We start from the raw sequence: 3,322 nt of genomic DNA, 5'->3' as shown, positions 1-3,322 counted from the left end.
TGGCTAAAAAACTCGATGGCAACTTGGAATTAGCCATTCGCCAAAAAGCACAGGAGAGAAGAGAAAGTCTTTAGGATTCTAATACTTTACCCATTTAATAACTTTTAAATTTAAAAATAAATGAAACGATTTATTATTAGCACATTAGCCGTTTTAGGAATCGGCACCAGTGTATCGGTAAATGCCCAATGGGTAGTAAGCGACCCTGGGAACTTAGCTCAAAGTATTGTGAACACAGCTCAAGAAATCGTACAGACTTCTTCCACTGCTGCCAATACACTCAATAACTTTAGAGAAGTGGAGAAAATCTACAAACAAGGAAAAAAATACTACGATGCCTTAAAGCAAGTAAAAGCCATTGTGAAAGACGCACGAAAGGTTAGAGAAACCGTCTTAATGGTGGGGGATATTTCCGAAATCTATGTAACCAACTTCAAGAAGATGACCCAAGACCCCAATTTTAGCCCCGAAGAATTAGAAGCCATTGCTTTTGGTTATTCCAAACTGTTGGAAGAAAGTTCAGGCTTACTCGGTGATTTAAAAAAAATCATCAATGCCACTTCGCTTTCTATGAATGATAAAGAGCGAATGGATATTATTGACCAAGTCTATAAAGAAGTGAAAGAATACCATAGTCTTATTCGCTACTATACGAAGAAGAACATATCGGTAAGTTACCTAAGAGCGAAAAAGAAAAACGATACCAAACGCGTATTGGATTTATATGGAACCGAATCAAGGTATTGGTAATCATTTCCCATTTATTCACAACATAATTCTATACCAATGATATTAGCCGTTGATTTTACCAACCTACACGAGATGCTTCGCAATCTCTATGATGAGATGATGCCTTTGGCATCTCAGATGAGTTCTGTGGCTCGTGGGATTGCCGGATTAGGTGCTTTATTTTATATTGCTATGCGTGTCTGGCAATCCTTAGCACGAGCAGAACCTATTGATGTTTATCCAATGCTTCGCCCTTTTGCCATTGGGCTGGCGATTATGTTTTTTCCAATCATTGTTCTTGGAACGCTCAATGCTGTGCTTAATCCCATCGTAACAGGAACCCATAGTATTTTAGAAGGACAAACTTTGAATTTACATCAGCTACAAGAGCAAAAAGACCTATTAGAAAAAGAAGCGATGCTCCGAAATCCTGAAACCTCATATTTAGTCGATGATAAAGAATTTGATAAAAAGTTAGAGGAATTGGGTTGGTCGCCCAAAGATTTAGCAACTACGGGAGCGATGTATGCCGAACGAAGTATGTATAAAATAGGTCAGCAAATAAAAAATATGTTCCGAGAGTTCTTAGAAATTCTTTTTCAATCTGCTGCTTTGGTGATTGATACAATACGAACCTTTTTCTTAGTCGTTCTCTCTATTCTCGGACCGATTGCCTTTGCTTTTTCCGTCTGGGACGGTTTTCAATCTACTATGAGCCAGTGGTTTACTCGGTATATTAGCGTATATCTATGGTTGCCTATTTCAGATTTATTCAGTGCATTACTTGCCAAAATGCAAACCCTAATCCTTGCCAATGATATTGAACAATTATCCAACCCCGATTTTATTCCTGACACTTCCAATACCGTTTATATCATTTTTATGATTATTGGTATCGTGGGATACTTTACGATTCCATCAGTGGCAGGCTGGGTAGTTCAGGCAGGAGGTATGGGCAACTTTGGTAGAAATATTAACCAAACTGCACAAAAAGCTGGAAACATTGCTTCCGCAGGAGCAGGGGCAGCTGCGGGATATATTGCAGGAAAACTTTTTAGTAGAGAGGAAAATAATGATAGTGATAAAAGCACAGAGGGTAATTTAGAAACATAATTACTCTATCTAAAATATTATAAACTCAAATGGAATCAAATTATGGAATTTAAAATTTTAAGAAATATTGAAACAGGATTTAAACAAATCCGAATGTATGCGATTATTTTCGCTAGTCTGTGCCTTGTCATCACACTTTTTTCAATTGGTTATGCGTATTATTTCGCAGAACAACAACGAGAAAAAATCTATGTATTAGACAATGGAAAATCCCTCATTTTAGCTCTTTCCCAAGATGCCGAACAAAACCGTCCTGTGGAAGCTCGTGAGCATATCAGACGGTTTCACGAGTTCTTTTTCAATATCGCACCTGACAAGGCTGCTATTGAAAGCAATATGAAAAGAGCCTTTTTCTTAGCAGATAAAACTGCCTTTAATTATTACAATGACTTAGCGGAAAAAGGCTATTACAACCGAATCATCTCGGGGAATATTCGTCAAAGAATACAAGTGGATAGTATTGTATGCGATTTTAACACATATCCCTATCAAGTACAAACCTATGCCAAGCAATACATTACCCGAGCAAGCAATAGAACCGAGAGGCAATTGGTAACCGCTTGTCAGTTGGTTAATTCGGTTCGTTCAGACAACAATCCTCAAGGATTTATTATAGAGCAGTTCCGAGTAATACAAAACGAAGATATACAAACCGTTGAACGCTAATCTACATTAAAAATAAAATCGTATGGAAGAGAATAAAACCAATCAAGAAGAACCAGAAAAATACAATGTATTGCTCACCGATGAGAAGCAACAGGCACAAGAAGAACAAAGCGAAGCTCAAAGAGAAGAAACCCGAAAACAACTCAAAAAATGGCTCATTTTCGCTTTGATGGGCTTAGTTTTCTTAGGGTGTATGTATCTGTTATTTTTTATGGGAAATGCCTCTGATGATAAACTAAAAGTAGAGCAAGACCTCATACCAGAACCGGCTGAAATTTCACTCCCCGAAGATAAAGGACAAGCCTACGAACAAGACCTTTTAGAGCAAAAGCGTAAAGAAAAGCAAATGGCAATGCAGTCTTTAGGAGATTTTTCGCAAAGTGTACCTCCAGAAGATGATCCCATAAATGCGTCTATGACCTCTTACCAAAAAGTTCATAGAAACTTAGATGATTTTTACAGGGAGGATTCTGATGAGGAAAAAAAACAAATGCAAGAAGAAATCGACCAGCTTAAAAAACAACTGACGGCTCCCAAGCCCCAAGACCCTTTGGAAACCCAAATGAAACTTATGGAGCGTTCCTATCAACTGGCGAACAAATACAGTTTACAACAAGATAAACCAGAAATTTCCGATGAAACCTCTGAAACAAAAGCCAACGACAATGCCTATATAGGGAGTGATAAAGAAGCTCATATTACGCCCGTATATAGCGTTTCTAATAAGGTCGTCAGCCAACTTCCAAGAGCCTTATCCGATGAGAAATCATTGGAAAATTGGGTACAACAAAACCAAAGAGGTTTTCATTCTATG

The 3,322-nt window shown here is 37.9% G+C and carries 3 protein-coding genes and 1 pseudogene; all 4 read left to right on the top strand.

Annotated elements, in window-relative coordinates; genetic code table 11:
• Positions 1 to 120: 120 nt before the first annotated feature.
• Positions 121 to 750: a DUF4141 domain-containing protein gene (locus VQ048_RS11925; protein ID WP_064969513.1), complete on the top strand. Its 630-nt coding sequence runs from the start codon at positions 121 to 123 to the stop codon at positions 748 to 750.
• Positions 751 to 786: 36 nt separating this feature from the next.
• Positions 787 to 1,842, top strand: coding sequence for a conjugative transposon protein TraJ (gene traJ, locus VQ048_RS11920; protein WP_064969512.1), 1,056 nt, complete (start codon positions 787 to 789; stop codon positions 1,840 to 1,842).
• Between the two features lie 42 nt (positions 1,843 to 1,884).
• Complete coding sequence (gene traK, locus VQ048_RS11915; protein WP_208809445.1) at positions 1,885 to 2,508, top strand: conjugative transposon protein TraK; 624 nt, start codon at positions 1,885 to 1,887, stop codon at positions 2,506 to 2,508.
• 22 nt (positions 2,509 to 2,530) lie between these two features.
• A pseudogene (locus VQ048_RS11910) lies at positions 2,531 to 3,322 on the top strand (conjugative transposon protein TraM); the annotation flags it as partial.

This window comes from Bergeyella anatis, from assembly GCF_036016955.1.
In the GTDB taxonomy this organism is placed as follows: domain Bacteria; phylum Bacteroidota; class Bacteroidia; order Flavobacteriales; family Weeksellaceae; genus JAYWXI01.
Note: the sequence above shows the minus strand (reverse complement) of the source record. Positions and strands in the feature narration are given on the sequence as shown.